The following is a 14538-nucleotide window of genomic DNA, read 5'->3' as shown; positions in this document are numbered from 1 at the left end:
ATGATTAGCGCCGCGTCCAGTTCGGATTGCTCTCGGCCTCGCTCTTGGCGGCCTCGGTGAGCTCGGCCGAAATGGCCGCGGTCTGCTGCGGCGTGCCCCAGCTCGGCGCGTCGCTGCCGTCGCCCCATTTCTTCGGCCGGTAGAAGGTGTGAACGCCGAACTTGTACATGCGCTTCATCTCGGCGACCCAGGACGGCCGCACCCAATAGGCATGATAGTGGGTCGACTTGCCCACCTCCGGCAGCCAGATCAGCCCGTCCAGCATGGCCTTCGCGATCTTCTTGGCGCGATCCCACATCTCGGGCTCGCGGATCACATCCGGATTGTTGTCGCAGGCGAAGGTGAACTGGCAGGCGAAGTGGCGGTATTTGTTCTGGTAGACGACGCCGCACACCGTCGTCGGATAATAGCCGGAGAACGCCCGGTTCAGCACGACCTGCGCCACGGCCATCTGGCCGCGCACCGCCTCGCCGCGGGATTCGAAATAGATCGCTTCGGCAAGGCACTTCTCGGACTTGAAGCGCGCCTTCTCGTCCGTGAGGCTCAACCGTTCGGCCGGAGTCCTGTCGCGCTGATTGTCGGTGTTGACCTCGCCTTTCGGCGCGATGCTCTCGCCGCCATCGCCGGCCTTGGCGGCATCGTCGGCCGGATGTGACAGCACCGCCATCGGCTTGAGGTCCGGATTCGGCATCACGATCAGCGGCGCCTCGCCCGGCAGCCATGTCTCCATGGTTCCGGCGGCAACGCCCAGCGACGACGTGCCGAAATAGAGATTGGACGTCTTGATGTTGAGGCCGTCATAGCTGACGGCGCCATCTGCCAGAATTTGGTCGGCTGCAGGCTTCAGCTCGCCCGATGGCTGGATCTCGGACTTCGCCGCGTCGTACTGCACGAGCGGCGGCGCGCTCAGCGCCTCCTGCAATTCGGGATCGAGTGCAGAACGCTGCGGGAGTGGCGCCTGCGCCGGTGCTTCCGTCGTCTTGGCGCCGAACACCGAGGAGTTCGAATTGGGTTGCGTCGAGGGCGTGGGTGCAGGCTCGGAGGGCGCAGGCTCGACGGGCGCGGCCGATTCGGTCGGCTGCGCCGACGGCGTCGGGGGGCGCACGACGAGACGATCGCCCTTCAGCGTGCGATCGACCTTGGGGAAGTCGGAGGCCTGATAGCGTGGCGGAACCTGCAGCGCCGGATTGCGCGGCGTCGATCCGGTGATGTCGAGATTGCGCCCGTCGAGGCTTGCGAGGCGGATGCTCACCGCCTGCGGCGCCGAGGTTCCGATCGGACGACCGAAACTATAGGTGGCGAGCTGAATGGAGGCCGCAGCCGAGAACACACGCTTCTGCCAGCGTTCGGCGACGCCCGGCTGGCGGGCGAGCAGAGAAGCGATGTCTTGATACCCGGTCTCTGTCGGCATCAGAGCGAAGACGCAGAGACCGAGTCCGAAGGACGCAAATCGCGCGCCCTTCGGATCGGGACGCAGAACTAACATCGATACGCTCAACGCAACGCTTACTGGATCGACCGAACAACAGTGCTTCCGTGCAATTCGATCTTCTCTCTTCGTATCGGGTTTAGGTTGCCGAGGAGTTAATCCGCGTTGCAATTGTGAAACAGGCAAGCGGGGAAGTTGCAGAGCGCCGAGCGATCGAGATGCTTGGTAAACAGCGCACCGACGAGAACGGGTGAACATTCAGTCAACAGATGCGGTGAATGAAAATCATCTGCACATCATGAGGCGGAGTGTTCCATCGGAACTGCAACGTTCGCTCTCTCCACTCGTCATTCCGGAGCGCCCCCGGAATGACGGCGGTGGTGGAGAAGAAGTGCACCTTGCGTCACGTGCGCGCCGCATCGCGACGAACCCTTACCAATGAAAAAGGCCGGCAACATGTGCCGGCCTTCATCAGGATTAGATCGATCGCAGCAGGATCAGGCCTGGCTCGCGATCTCCTTGCCGAGCGCGGATTGCGCGGCGGCGAGGCGCGCGATCGGCACGCGGTAGGGCGAGCACGACACGTAGTTCATGCCGACCTTGTGGCAGAACGCGACCGAGGCGGGATCGCCGCCATGCTCGCCGCAGATGCCGACCTTGAGGTTGGGTCGCGTGGCGCGGCCGCGCTCGACGCCGATCTTGACCAGTTCGCCGACGCCCTCGCGGTCGATCGAGATGAACGGATCGATCTCGAGGATGCCCTTGGCGACGTAGGCGCCGAGGAAGCTGCCGGCGTCGTCGCGGCTGATACCGTAGGTCGTCTGCGTCAGGTCGTTTGTGCCAAACGAGAAGAACTCGGCGGCCTCCGCGATCTGGCCGGCCATCAGCGCAGCGCGCGGCAGCTCGATCATGGTGCCGACCTGGTACTCCAGCTTGGCGCCGGTCTCGCGGATCACGGCCTGCGCCATCGCGTCGATGCGCGCCTTGACCAGGTCGAACTCCGCCTTGGTGGCGATCAGCGGCACCATGACCTCGAGGCCGACGGCCTCGCCAGTGCGCTTCTCGGCCTCGACCGCGGCCTCGAAGATCGCGCGCGCCTGCATCTCGGCGATCTCCGGATAGGCGATGGCGAGACGACATCCGCGGAAGCCGAGCATCGGGTTGAACTCCGACAGCTCGCGGGCGCGGTCGGCCAGGCGCCGCGGATCGGTGTTCATCGCGCGGGCGACTTCCTCGACCTCGGCCTGGGTGTGCGGCAGGAACTCGTGCAGCGGCGGATCGAGCAGGCGGATCGTGACCGGCAGGCCCTTCATGATCTCGAACAGCTCGACGAAGTCGGCGCGCTGCATCGGCAGCAGCTTGGCGAGCGCGGCGCGACGCTCCTGCTCATCCTCGGAGAGAATCATCTCGCGCACCGTGCGGATGCGCGTCTCCTCGAAGAACATGTGCTCGGTGCGGCACAGGCCGATGCCCTCGGCGCCGAACTTGATCGCGGTGCGCGCATCCTCCGGCGTATCGGCATTGACGCGCACGCCGGTCTCACGCACGGCATCCGCCCAGCCCATCAGGGTGCCGAACTCGCCGGACAGCTCCGGCTCGATCATCGGCATGCGGCCGGCCAGCACCTGGCCAACGGAGCCGTCGATGGTGATGACGTCGCCGGTCTTGAAGGTGCGGGAGCCGATGCTCATCGTGCCGCGGCCGTAGTCGACGCGGATGGTGCCGCAGCCGGACACGCAGGGCTTGCCCATGCCGCGCGCGACGACGGCGGCGTGCGAGGTCATGCCGCCGCGGGTGGTGAGGATGCCCTCGGCGGCGTGCATGCCGTGGATGTCCTCCGGCGAGGTCTCGATGCGGACCAGGATCACCTTGCGACCGTCGGCCTGCAGCTTGGTGGCCTCGTCCGAGGAGAACACGATCTCGCCGGATGCAGCGCCCGGCGAGGCCGGCAGGCCGGTGGCGACCACGTCGCGCTTGGCGGAGGGATCGATGGTCGGATGCAGGAGCTGATCGAGCGAGGCCGGATCGACGCGGAGCACGGCGTCGCTCTGCGAGATCAGGCCCTCATTTGCAAGCTCGACCGCGATGCGCAGCGCCGCCTTGGCGGTGCGCTTGCCGCTGCGGGTCTGCAGCATCCACAGCTTGCCGCGCTCGACCGTGAACTCCATGTCCTGCATGTCACGGTAGTGCTTCTCGAGCAGCGTGTAGATGCGGGTCAGCTCGTGGAAGGCGTCGGGCATCGCGACTTCCATCGACGGCCGGTCCGAGCCGGACTCCCGACGCGCGTCCTCGGTGATGTCCTGCGGGGTGCGGATGCCGGCGACGACGTCCTCGCCCTGCGCGTTGATCAGGAACTCGCCGTAGAGCTTGCTCTCGCCGGTCGAGGGATTGCGCGTGAAGGCGACGCCGGTGGCCGAGGTGTCGCCCATGTTGCCGAACACCATGGCCTGGACGTTGACGGCGGTGCCCCAGGATTCCGGAATGTCATGCAGCTTGCGATAGGTCACCGCGCGCGTGTTCATCCAGGATGAGAAGACGGCGCCGATCGCGCCCCACAACTGGTCGTGCGGGTCCTGCGGGAAGTCCTTGCCGGTCTCGTGCGCGACCGCGTCCTTGTATTTGCCGACCAGCATCTCCCAGTCCTCGGAGCTCAGATCGGTGTCGAGCTGATAGCCCTGGGTGTCCTTGAAGCTGTCGAGGATGTCCTCGAAATGATGGTGCTCGAAGCCGAGCACGACATCCGAATACATCGTGATGAAGCGGCGATAGCTGTCGAAGGCGAAGCGGCGATCGCCGGACAGCTGTGCCAGCGCTTCCACCGTCTGGTCGTTGAGACCGAGATTGAGCACGGTGTCCATCATGCCCGGCATCGAGGCGCGGGCGCCGGAGCGCACCGAGACCAGCAGCGGGTTCTCCGGATCGCCGAACTTCTTGCCGGTCAATTTGCCGATGTAGTCGAGCGCCTTGTCGACCTGCGACTGCAGCTCTTTCGGATAGGTCTTGTCGTTGGCGTAGAAGTAGGTGCAGACTGAGGTCGGAATGGTGAAGCCCGGAGGCACCGGCAGGCCGAGATTGGCCATCTCGGCCAGATTGGCGCCCTTTCCGCCGAGCAGGTCGCGCAGGCCGGCTTTGCCTTCGGCCTTGCCGTCACCGAAGGTGTAGACCCACTTGTTCGGCTTGATCGCGGTGACCGCGCTCTTGGCCGGGGCCTTCGCAGCCGACGCCTTCACAGCCTTGGCGACCGGCTTGGCAGCCGTCTTGGCCGGCTTCTTCGGAGCGGTTTTCACTGGCGCTTTCGGTGCAGACCTGGGCGCGACCTTGGCCGGGGCCTTGGCGACGGGCTTCGACGCCGTCTTGAGCGCCTTGCGCGGTGGAGCGAGTGCTGCGGTCTTGGCCTTGCCCGGCTTGGAAGGCTTTGATTTCGCTGTAACTTTCTTAGACTTCGCTACCGCTTTGGCCATGAGGTGCTTCGATCCGCAAATGGGAGGAGAAATCGCGCGCCTTACACCACTTTGGGCGCCGCGGCGCAAGCTCGGGGGTTCCCGACCTTGGGACTAGAACCTGGGGACTAGAAGTGCAGCCACTTCAGCAGGCCCATGCCGATCAGGCCGTTCAGGATGAGGAAGATCGCGACGATCAGGTTCAGCAGGCGCGGCATGATCAGGATCAGGACGCCGGCGATCACGGACATGATCGGCGAGATATGGGCAACGGTCAGGGTCATCGACAAGCTCTGAATGATTGAAGGACGAGGCTGGGGCGATTCGATTTGGCCGGACTTTATCCTGGCCCATCGTGGCGGAATAGGAGACGCACGGCACGAGTTCCGGTTCCCCCACCGCTGAATCTGCCGCAGAAATGCCGCCGGTTCCACGTGGCCCCGCGCGGAACGATGACCTGTTGCCGGCATTGGGAAGCAGGTGCCGGCACGCGCCGGTCTCTCTCAGCGATCAACAGCTCAGGAGTCCCGTCCCATGCGAACCCATCTCACCCTTGCTGCCCTCATGGCCGCAGTCGTGATACCGGCGGCCGCACAGGCGCAATCCTACACGACGGGCGTCGGGCGCAGCGTCGTGGTCGAGGAGGACGCTCCAGTGATCACGGTCGAGCGACGGCCGGAGTTTCGCGAATATGTCGTCCGCGAGCGTGTTCCCAACTATGTGATCCCCGATCGCGTCGTTGTTGGCACCGTGCTGCCAGAGTCCGGTGTTACATATTACGACGTTCCGCAGCGCTTCGGTGCGACACCCTATCGCTACACCGTTGTCAACGGTGAAACTGTCCTGGTCGAACCGCGATCGCGGCGGATCATTCAGGTCGTTGAATAGTTATAGAGCTGCATTTGGTCGCCAACGCCCCCGCAAGCGGCCAGATGTAAAAGGCCCTGCCCGGTTCCCCCCGCCGGGTAGGGCTAATTTTTATTGGCGCGTAACTTGTAGGATGGGCAAAGCGGCCGCCGAAGGCGGCAGCGTGCCCACCATTCGGCAGCAACTCCGCTGCGAGACGGTGGGCACGGCGCCATTGCGATCGGGGGACGTGGGGATAGCACGGCAGCGCCTTTGCCCACCCTACGTTGCTATAGCGCGCTCAGCCCTCGATCTTTGAGAAGTCGGCCACCGTACGCGTCGCGCTGCGGATCTCGTTCAGGAGCTTGAGCCGGTTTTCGCGGATCTTGGCGTCGTCATCGTTGACCTTCACCTTGTCGAAGAACGCATCGACGGCCGGACGCAGCTTCGCCATCGCGCGCATCGCTGCGGCAAAGTCTTCCTTGGCGACGGCAGCGCCGGCTTCCGAGCCAACCTCGCCGATAGCCTTCGCCAGTGCCTTTTCCTCGTCCAGCCTGTAGAGCGCCGCATCCGGCGCGCCGTCGAACTTGCGCTTGTCCTTCTTCTCCTCGATCGCGAGGATGTTGGACGCGCGCTTGGTGCCGGCAAGCAGGTTCTTGCCGTCGTCGGTCTCGAGGAATTTGCCGAGCGCCTCGACGCGGCGGACGACCATCAAGAGATCATCCTGGCCGCCGAGCGCGAACACCGCGTCGACGAGATCATGCCGCGCGCCCTGCTCGCGCAGTTGCACCTTGAGGCGGTCGGCGAAGAAGGAGAGGAGATTAGACGATCGCTCGTCCACTTCCTTGCGTATCAGCTCGGCCTTCTTCTCATCTCCACCTTGGGCTTCTAGAAGATACGGATCCCAATGGCGAAGAGATTGAATGCGCTTCTCCAGGACATTATCCAGTCCGGGCTCGACAGCCTCTAGCAAGCCGACTTGCTCTGCCACACTCATTACTCGTTCGATGTCGGCAGTTCTCCCTTCGATAGACTGGCTCAGCGAAGCCATCGTATTCAACAGTCTCAGAACGATTCCAAACGGAAATCTAAGTTCGTTTTCCAAAATCAGCCTGATCACGCCCAGCGCCGCGCGGCGCAGAGCATACGGGTCTTTCGATCCCGTCGGCTTCTCGTCAATCGCCCAGAATCCAACCAGCGTGTCGAGCTTGTCCGCGAGCGCCACCGCAACCGAAACAGGATCAGTCGGCACACGATCGGCAGGCCCCTGCGGCTTGTAGTGCTCCTCGCAAGCGGCGGCGACGGACGGGTCCTCACCTTGAGCGAGTGCATAGTACTTGCCCATCAGACCCTGTACTTCTGGGAACTCGCCAACGACTTCTGTCAAGAGATCGGCTTTTGCAAGCCTTGCGGCCCGTTTCGTCTTTTCGACGTCGGCGCGCACCAACTTGGCAAGCACCGCCGCCACCTTCTCTATCCGCGCAATGCGCTCTGCCTGTGTGCCGAGCTTCTCGTGGAACACGATCTGCTCGAACTTCGGCAGGCGGTCCTCGAGCCTCGTCTTCAGATCCGTCTCATAGAAGAACTTCGCGTCCGACAGCCGGGCGCGGATGACGCGCTCGTTGCCGGCGATGATGGTCTTGCCGCCGTCGGTCGCCTCGATGTTCGCGGTCAGGATGAACTTTGGCGCCAGTCCGCCCGTCTTGGGATCGCGCACCACGAAGCATTTCTGGTTGTTGCGGATGGTGGCACGGATCACCTCGCCGGGGACCTTCAGATACTCCGGATCGAACGAGCCCATCAGCACCACCGGCCATTCGACCAGGCCCGCGACTTCGTCGAGCAGCACGGGGTCCTCGACCAGCTCATAGCCTTGCGCAAAAGCGAGCTGCTTGGCGTCGGTGACGATGGTGTCCTTGCGGCGGTCAGGATCGAGCACAACCTTGGCGTCGAGCAGCTTGGCCTCATAGTCCTCGAAACGCCTCACCGAGATTGGCGCGGGCGCCATGAAGCGATGGCCGTAGGTGGTCTGTCCCGCCTCGATGCCGTCGACGGCGAAGCCGATGACGTCCGGCTCCTCGGTCTCAAGGCCGAACGTGGCGGTGATCGTATGCAGCGGCCGCACCCAGTTCAACGCGCCGGGCCTTTCCGAGCGCTTGCCCCAGCGCATCGATTTCGGCCACGGGAACGTTCTGATGATCACCGGCAGCATCTCGGCGAGCACGTCGAGCGTGGCGCGGCCGGGCTTCTCGATCAGGGCGACGTAGAAATCGCCCTTCTTCGGATCGCGCTGGATCGTCGCCTCCTCGATCGAGGACAGTCCGGTGGCCTTGAGAAACCCCTGGATCGCCGCGTCGGCGCCGCCGACGCGCGGGCCCTTGCGCTCCTCCTTGAGATCAGCCTGCCGCGCCGGGATGCCGTGCACGGTCAGCGCCAGCCGCCGCGGCGTCGCGAACGCCTTGGCGCCCTCATAGACGAGACCCTCGGCGACCAGCTTGTCGGTGACCATGCGGCGCAGATCCTCCGCCGCCTTGGCCTGCATGCGCGCAGGGATTTCTTCGGAGAACAGTTCGAGAAGGAGGTCGGGCATATTTAGAACTCGTTCGCAGGGCTGGCGGTGCTGCACTCCCCTCCCCCTTGCGGGGAGGGGTTGGGGGTGGTGGGGGTCAGCGCGCGCTGAAGGTCGTGGGGAGCATCGTTGGCACAGCCGAGATCATCATTGTCGGCAAACGACCATGTGCGACCACGTACAAGGCCGTGGAGACCCATCAGGCATCTCGCCTGGGGACCCCCACCCCCGACCCCTCCCCGCAAGGGGGAGGGGAGCAGAGGCACCGCGTGTGTTGCGAGGTTGAGCTGCAAGACAAATCTCGATGCGAATGAGGAATTATTTTCCCGAGCGCCCCTCCCGCTCCAGGAATGATGAAGCGTCCGAGCCGCGAAGCTCTAACCAGCCCCCACCCCGCCCGCCTCCGTATGCAGCCAGGCCTCGCCGCAGGCCTTGGCGAGCTCGCGGACGCGCAGGATGTAGCTCTGGCGCTCGGTGACGGAGATCACACCGCGGGCGTCGAGCAAATTGAAGACGTGGCTCGCCTTGATGCACTGGTCGTAGGCCGGCAGCGCCATCAGGTGCTCCCGACGGTTGCCCTCGCGCCAGCCGGCATCGAGATATTTGCGGCAGGCGCCCTCGGCCATCTTGAACTGCTCGAACAGCATGTCGGTGTCGGCATGCTCGAAATTGTGCCGCGAATATTCCCGCTCGGCCTGCAGGAAGACGTCGCCATAGGTGACCTTGGCGTCGCCGTCGCGGCCGTTGAAGTTGAGGTCGTAGACGCGGTCGACGCCCTGCACGTACATCGCCAGGCGCTCGAGGCCGTAGGTGAGCTCGCCGGCGACCGGCGCGCATTCGAAGCCCGCGACCTGCTGGAAATAGGTGAACTGCGACACCTCCATGCCGTCGCACCAGCACTCCCAGCCGAGACCCCAGGCGCCGAGCGTCGGGCTCTCCCAGTCGTCCTCGACGAAGCGGATGTCGTGCACGGCGGAATCGATGCCGATGGCGCCGAGCGACTTCAGGTACAGTTCCTGAAGGTTCGGCGGCGACGGCTTCATGATCACCTGGAACTGGTAGTAGTGCTGCATCCGGTTTGGATTCTCGCCGTAGCGGCCGTCCTTCGGCCGCCGCGACGGCTGCACATAGGCGGCATTCCACGACTTCGGCCCAAGCGCGCGCAGGGTCGTCGCCGGGTGGAAGGTGCCGGCGCCCATCTCCATGTCGTAGGGCTGCAGGATCACGCAGCCCTGCTCGGCCCAGAACCGCTGCAGGGCCAGGATGAAGCCCTGGAACGAACGTTCAGGGCGCATGTGCAGAGGTAGCGAGTCCATCGTCGGTATCGGTCTTTCGCAGGCGTCGGAAAAGCGCGCGGACCGTATCGGCGGGGACATCAGGAATCAAGGCAATAGGGTCTCCGAACGGCGGCGACGTGCCGTCGTTCGAAGATCAGCGGCTCGCGTCAGCCCGGCCGGTAGGCGCCCGTGACGGGATCGCGGCGCAGAGTCTTGATCTCGGCTGTATGCGCGGCCTCGGCGACGCGCGACAGTCGCGCCTCTTCGAGCTCCCGGTTGATCTTCTGAGCGGCCTTGTAGGCCCAGCGAACCACGGCAAGCCCGCCCAGCATACCCGCGAAAGCAACGAACGGCGGCATTGGTCGATCCTCGTTCATGAACAGAGCCACCCCGATTCCCATTGTCGCCGATCCCGGTTCCCCCCGCAATCAGGATTGCGAGGGGCGAAATGGCGCGGCCTCCAGCTCTAGAACCCGAAACGGGCCCAGATCGCCCGGGTTTCGGCCGCCGAGATCAGCTCCTCGGCCAGCCCCGTCCAGCCGAATCCCAAGCTGCCGGCGCCCGCGGCGCGGCGGCCGAGCAGACCCGACAACAGGCCAGCCGCCGGCGCCACGACAGGCGTTGCGACCTTGTCGCCGAAGCGGGTGCGCAGGACGGCGCGGAGGTCGCCGATGGCGTCCGCCAGCCCCAGCGTGACGGCGCTGTCGCCGGCCCAGTACTCGCCGGTGAACAACACATCGTCGGCGCCCTTCAGCCGGGTCGCGCGGCTTTCCTTGACCAGCGAGATGAACAGCGCGTGGATCTCGCGCTGGATCTTCTTCAGCCGCGCCACGTCGTCGGGATTCTCCGGCAGGAACGGATCGAGCATCGCCTTGTGCTCGCCGGCCGTATACAGCCGGCGCTCGATGCCGATCTTCTTGATCAGGTCCTGCAGCCCGAACGAGCCGCCGACCACGCCGATCGAGCCGAGGATCGAGGAGGGATCGCAGAAGATCTCATCGCCGGCGCAGGCGATCATGTAGCCGCCGGAGGCCGCGACGTCCTCGACGAACACGAGCACCGGCAGCTTCTTCTCCGCGGCGAGCTGGCGGATGCGCAGATAGATCTGGCGCGACTGCACCGGCGAGCCGCCGGGCGAATTGATCACCAGCGCCACGGCCTTGGCGTTGCGCATGGAGAAGGCGCGCTCCAGCACCTTGGCGACGCCCGCAAGCGTCAGCCCCGGCCGCAGCGGCGTCACTGCGCCGATCACGCCGGACAGGCGGACGACCGGCACCACCGGTACGCCGCGCAGCCGCGCCGGAAGCAGCGCCTTCAGGCGATCGAAGAGCCCGGCTGCATCGCTGGGTTGTGTCAAGTTGTCCACCATCCTGTTACCTCGGATTAACCACTTTTTATCGCGCCGCTGCCATTCAAAGGGCTGGAACGAGCCTTGCAATCTCCTGGGCAATCGCACGGCGAGCCAAGGTGCAGAGTGCGGCGGAGGAATACATGAAGGTCTACCTGTTGATGCTGCTGATCGGTACTCTATTGACTGCGATCCGTTTCACGACGGTAACCGAACGCCAGTCGGAAGCTCAGACGCAATAACGCCCGACCTCGATTAGCCGTTCAGGGGGTGCTCAAAGCCAGCGCCCCCTGCCCCGACAGCACACGCACGGCCTCGTCATTCGGCACGCCTGCCGCCTCATTCAGCACCACTCCGGCGAGAATCTGGGTCGGCGCCCGCCCTCCCTTAACGGCCCTGACCAGGATACGGATCGCCGGCTGCCCCGCTTGGCCGTGAACCGGTTGAATCGCGAGACTGCCGAAGCCGCGCGCCAGCGCCGCGACAACCTCGCTCAAACCATCGGCCCGCCAGATCAAGGTCAGCACGCCACCGGATTTCAGCATCCGCCGCGCGGCATGCGTCCAGATCTCCAACGTCGTCGCCGTTGCCATGTGCGCGGTCGCGCGCGCGGCGTCGGGCGAGGCGCGGTGGCGCGCGGCATCGTGGAATGGCGGATTCATCAGCACGACGTCGACACTGTCGGGCCCGAGCCCTGCGGCAGCGAAAGCGGCCGCGTCCGCGGCGATGTCCAGCACCACGACCTCCGCCGGCAAGGCATTGGCGCGTGCGTTGTCGCGCGCGAGGCACGCCAGATCCGGCTCGCGCTCGACCAGCGTCAAGGTGAGACCGCCGACGCGCCGGGCCAAGGCCAGCCCGGCCGTCCCCACGCCGGCACCGAGATCGACCACGCGATCGCCCGAACGCGCGGCCGTCGCCGCCGCCAGCAGGATTGCATCGTGGCCGGCGCGATGGCCCGTCGTGGGCTGCCGCAGCCGCAATTGGCCGCCCAGCACGGCATCCTCGGAAATGTCGACAGCGTCACTCATCAGGGCGCAGTTCATGCGCCAGACCGGCGTCGGTGAGAAGCCGCCGGGCCTGGAGATTGTCGTCCTCATGCACGAGGATCCTGCGCGGCAGGATGCCGAGCGAGCCTTCGATGACGCTCATGTTCTGATCGAGCACGAGGTGATGGATGTCGGCGCCGTCGAGCAGCGCCCCTATCGCCGAAACCAGCACGATATCATTGGTCCGAACCAATTCCTTCAATCGTTATGTCTCCATGCGGGCTTGGGTCAAGAAGGGTTGGGCAAGAAGGCTCGGGTCAAGGTTCCGTGTCTGCCCTTGCCGCCTGCGGCCGCAGTTTCTATTGTCGTTTCGAGCATAGCAAAATCGGAGACCAGAGTGGCGGTTATCGTACCTTTCGAGAGTCCATCGGGAGCCTCCATCGATGGGCTGGTCGCGCTGGTCGCAGCCGACATGGAACGGGTCAACGCTACGATTTTGTCGCGCACCGGCTCGGACGTCACGATGATCCCGGAGGTCGCAAACCACCTGATCTCCTCCGGCGGCAAGCGGCTGCGGCCGATGCTGACGCTGGCGATGGCTCATCTCACCGACTACGCCGGCGATGGTCACGTCAAGCTCGCCGCGGCCGTCGAGTTCATGCATACGGCGACGCTGCTCCATGACGACGTGGTTGACGAGAGCGAAATGCGCCGCGGCAAATTGTCGGCGCGCATGCTGTGGGGCAACGAGGCCAGCGTGCTGGTCGGCGACTTCCTGCTCGGCCAGGCGTTCCGCATGATGGTCGAGGTCGGCTCGCTGCGCGCGCTCGACATTCTCTCGGCCGCCGCAGCCACGATTGCCGAAGGCGAGGTGATGCAGCTTGCCGCCGCCAAGAACACCGCAACCACCGAGGACGAATATCTCGCCGTGATCCGCGGCAAGACGGCGGAACTGTTCGCTGCCGCCTGTGAGGTCGGCCCGGTGCTCGCCGACCGTCCCAAGGCCGAGCAGGCCGCATCCCGGTCTTTCGGCATGAATCTCGGCATCGCCTTCCAGCTCGTCGACGACGTGCTCGACTATGGCGGCAAGGCCGCCAAGCTCGGCAAGAATGTCGGCGACGATTTCCGCGAGGGCAAGATCACGCTGCCGGTGGTGCTGGCGTTCCGCCGCGGCAGCGACAGCGAGCGTGCCTTCTGGATCAAGGCGCTGGAGCGCGGCGAGATCAGCGATCACGATCTAGACCATGCGATCGGGCTGATGAACAAGCACCGCGCCCTGGAGGACACGATCAGCCGCGCGCATCACTACGGCGCCATGGCCGTCGACGCGCTGGCGCTGTTCCCGGCGTCACCGATGAAGGCGGCGCTGGAGCAGGTGGTGGCGTTCTGCCTGGCGCGGTCGCATTAGTTCGTCCGTCTGCCGAGAGACCGTCACCCAAGCAAGTTCTGTAGGGTGGGCAAAGGCGCCCTGCCCAGCCGATGCGACAAATCATGCTGCAATGGTGCCGTGCCTACCATCGGGCGTCGTGCCCCGCGGTCAGACGGTGGGCACGGCACCGCCACAACCTTGTGCCGGGCTGCAGCCAGGCTGCGCCTTTGCCCACCCTACGAATCATCAGCGCGCCGGCATCGCGAGGAGCGTAGCGACGACGCGATCCAGGGCCGCAGCAAAGAGTCTCGATGCTTCGCTCGCAACGAGGGCCGAGCCCGCAAACTAGCTCAGCGTCCCCGCATGCACCCACCACTCCGGGTGCGCGGCTGCGATCGCAGCGCCGGCCGACTTTGCATCCGCCTCGCTGCCATAGATCGCAAAGCACGTCGCGCCGGAGCCGGACATGCGAGCGAGCAGGACGCCTGAACTCGCGCGCAGCGCGTCGAGCACCGTGCCGATGATCGGCTGCACCTTCAGGGCGGGCGGCTCCAGATCGTTCTTCACCTGATCGAGTGCAGCGACCCAGTCTCCGACCGACGCTCCGGCCTGCGGCCAGGACGGCGCCGTGAGGACATCGGTCACGCCGACCAGCAGGTCGCCAGGCTTCAGGCCGAGCGCCTGGAACACGTCCTTGGTCGCGACCGGCACCCGCGGATTGATCATCACGCAGGGCAGGACGGGAAGCGCAAGCGGCTGCAGGTTCTCGCCGACGCCGGTCATGGTGCAGGCGCGCGAGGGGACGCAAACCGGCACGTCGGCGCCGGTTTTCAGGGCAACCGCAGTGAGGCGCGGATCGTCCAGCGACAGGCCGTTCAGCTTCGCCAACAACCGCAGCGCCGCTGCGGCATCGGCCGAGCCGCCGCCGATGCCGGCGGCGACCGGCAGCACCTTCTCCAGCGTGAACGCGCCGAGCTTCAGGCCGGGAACGGCCTCCGCCAGCAGACGCGCCGCCTTCAGCACCAGATTGTCCGTGGTCTCGCCACAGGCCTCTGCGAGAGGTCCGGTCGTGGTCAGCGTCAGCTCCGCCCCCGGCACCAGCGCGAGCTGGTCCGCGCAATCCGCAAAGGCGACGACGCTTTCGAGATCATGATAGCCGTCGACCCGGCGGCCGACGACCCGCAGGGTCAGATTGACCTTGGCGCGCCCCTGCTCCTGCAGCGCGCCGGTGACCGTGGACGCCAACATCGGCGCAATGCCCCCAGCATGTTCGG

12 protein-coding genes are annotated in these 14538 nt (G+C 65.4%); 2 read left to right on the top strand and 10 right to left on the bottom strand.

All coding sequences use genetic code 11. The features are described from left to right. Positions 1 to 4: 4 nt before the first annotated feature. The 3 genes from QX135_RS06605 to QX135_RS06595 form a co-directional block, all read right to left on the bottom strand. On the bottom strand, positions 5 to 1486 hold the full coding sequence (locus QX135_RS06605; RefSeq protein ID WP_316176819.1) for a cell wall hydrolase: 1482 nt from the start codon (positions 1484 to 1486) through the stop codon (positions 5 to 7). A 440-nt stretch (positions 1487 to 1926) separates the two neighbouring features. Continuing rightward, positions 1927 to 4890, bottom strand: a complete 2964-nt coding sequence (ppdK, locus tag QX135_RS06600; RefSeq protein WP_315773951.1) for a pyruvate, phosphate dikinase — start codon at positions 4888 to 4890, stop codon at positions 1927 to 1929. Positions 4891 to 4997: 107 nt separating this feature from the next. Then, a complete protein-coding gene (locus QX135_RS06595) occupies positions 4998 to 5153 on the bottom strand; it encodes a DUF3096 domain-containing protein (protein ID WP_012042558.1) in 156 nt (51 codons plus the stop codon). Between the two features lie 250 nt (positions 5154 to 5403). Between QX135_RS06595 and QX135_RS06590 the strand changes: the two genes are divergently transcribed. Next, positions 5404 to 5757, top strand: coding sequence for a DUF1236 domain-containing protein (locus QX135_RS06590; protein WP_316176820.1), 354 nt, complete (start codon positions 5404 to 5406; stop codon positions 5755 to 5757). A 259-nt stretch (positions 5758 to 6016) separates the two neighbouring features. Here the strand turns inward: QX135_RS06590 and glyS are convergent, their stop codons facing one another. The 6 genes from glyS to QX135_RS06560 form a co-directional block, all read right to left on the bottom strand. Next, the gene (gene glyS, locus QX135_RS06585) at positions 6017 to 8305 is read right to left on the bottom strand and encodes a glycine--tRNA ligase subunit beta (RefSeq protein ID WP_316176821.1); all 2289 of its coding nucleotides are present in this window, start codon (positions 8303 to 8305) and stop codon (positions 6017 to 6019) included. Positions 8306 to 8661: 356 nt separating this feature from the next. Next, a complete protein-coding gene (locus tag QX135_RS06580) occupies positions 8662 to 9600 on the bottom strand; it encodes a glycine--tRNA ligase subunit alpha (protein WP_316176822.1) in 939 nt (312 codons plus the stop codon). Between the two features lie 128 nt (positions 9601 to 9728). After that, entirely contained in the window at positions 9729 to 9920 is a 192-nt protein-coding gene (locus QX135_RS06575) for a hypothetical protein (protein WP_316176823.1), read from the bottom strand. A gap of 107 nt (positions 9921 to 10027) precedes the next feature. Continuing rightward, positions 10028 to 10930: a S49 family peptidase gene (locus tag QX135_RS06570; RefSeq protein ID WP_315813705.1), complete on the bottom strand. Its 903-nt coding sequence runs from the start codon at positions 10928 to 10930 to the stop codon at positions 10028 to 10030. Positions 10931 to 11172: 242 nt separating this feature from the next. Beyond that, positions 11173 to 11937, bottom strand: a complete 765-nt coding sequence (locus QX135_RS06565; RefSeq protein WP_316176824.1) for a tRNA1(Val) (adenine(37)-N6)-methyltransferase — start codon at positions 11935 to 11937, stop codon at positions 11173 to 11175. Then, positions 11930 to 12157 carry a DUF2007 domain-containing protein gene (locus tag QX135_RS06560; RefSeq protein ID WP_315739960.1) on the bottom strand — a complete coding sequence of 76 codons (228 nt, stop codon included), beginning with the start codon at positions 12155 to 12157 and terminating at the stop codon, positions 11930 to 11932. Before QX135_RS06560 ends, QX135_RS06565 begins: the two co-directional genes overlap by 8 nt. Positions 12158 to 12292: 135 nt before the next feature. On the opposite strand from QX135_RS06560, the gene QX135_RS06555 reads away from it, so the two are divergent. Then, the gene (locus tag QX135_RS06555; RefSeq protein WP_315782154.1) at positions 12293 to 13303 is read left to right on the top strand and encodes a polyprenyl synthetase family protein; all 1011 of its coding nucleotides are present in this window, start codon (positions 12293 to 12295) and stop codon (positions 13301 to 13303) included. A 306-nt stretch (positions 13304 to 13609) separates the two neighbouring features. Here QX135_RS06555 and QX135_RS06550 read toward each other — a convergent pair whose 3' ends face one another. After that, the gene (locus tag QX135_RS06550; RefSeq protein ID WP_316162811.1) at positions 13610 to 14512 is read right to left on the bottom strand and encodes a 4-(cytidine 5'-diphospho)-2-C-methyl-D-erythritol kinase; all 903 of its coding nucleotides are present in this window, start codon (positions 14510 to 14512) and stop codon (positions 13610 to 13612) included. Between the last annotated feature and the right edge of the window lie 26 nt (positions 14513 to 14538).

The sequence above is a fragment of the Bradyrhizobium sp. SZCCHNR1098 genome (assembly GCF_032489375.1).
GTDB lineage: Bacteria > Pseudomonadota > Alphaproteobacteria > Rhizobiales > Xanthobacteraceae > Bradyrhizobium.
This window is presented reverse-complemented; position numbering and strand designations above follow the sequence as displayed.